Source organism: Neisseria sp. P0020.S005 (assembly GCF_051957055.1).
Classification (GTDB): domain Bacteria; phylum Pseudomonadota; class Gammaproteobacteria; order Burkholderiales; family Neisseriaceae; genus Neisseria; species Neisseria subflava_A.
Genome location: NZ_JBQCWV010000088.1, coordinates 1 through 280 on the forward strand (window position 1 = coordinate 1; position 280 = coordinate 280).

A 280-nucleotide genomic window follows, 5' to 3' on the forward strand; every position below is an offset into this window, starting at 1 on the left:
AGGTCGCCGTCGGCTACGTTGGTAACCTTCTTGCCGGCGGCATCGATACCGGACTTGGTCAGGCTAGGACCGCCTGCGATCTTAACGCCGTCGTTGTTCACGGTGGTGTCGCCGGCTTCGACGCTGTCTATCACCAGTTTTTTGTTCAGCTTGACGGTCACTTTATCGTCTTGGGCTTCGGTGGTGATGTTGTCGTCGCCGGCAACGGTCACGGTGGAGCCAAGTTTTTCGATATTGGTGCTGCCGCTGTCGCCGTTGAAGGTCAGGCCTTTAGTGTCAA

1 protein-coding gene is annotated in these 280 nt (G+C 56.8%); it reads right to left on the reverse strand.

Going from position 1 to position 280, the window contains the following annotated elements; all coding sequences use genetic code 11:
• Positions 1-280 (reverse strand): hypothetical protein (locus ACTHTU_RS11440; RefSeq protein WP_440362617.1); only part of this gene is annotated, 280 nt, incomplete at both ends.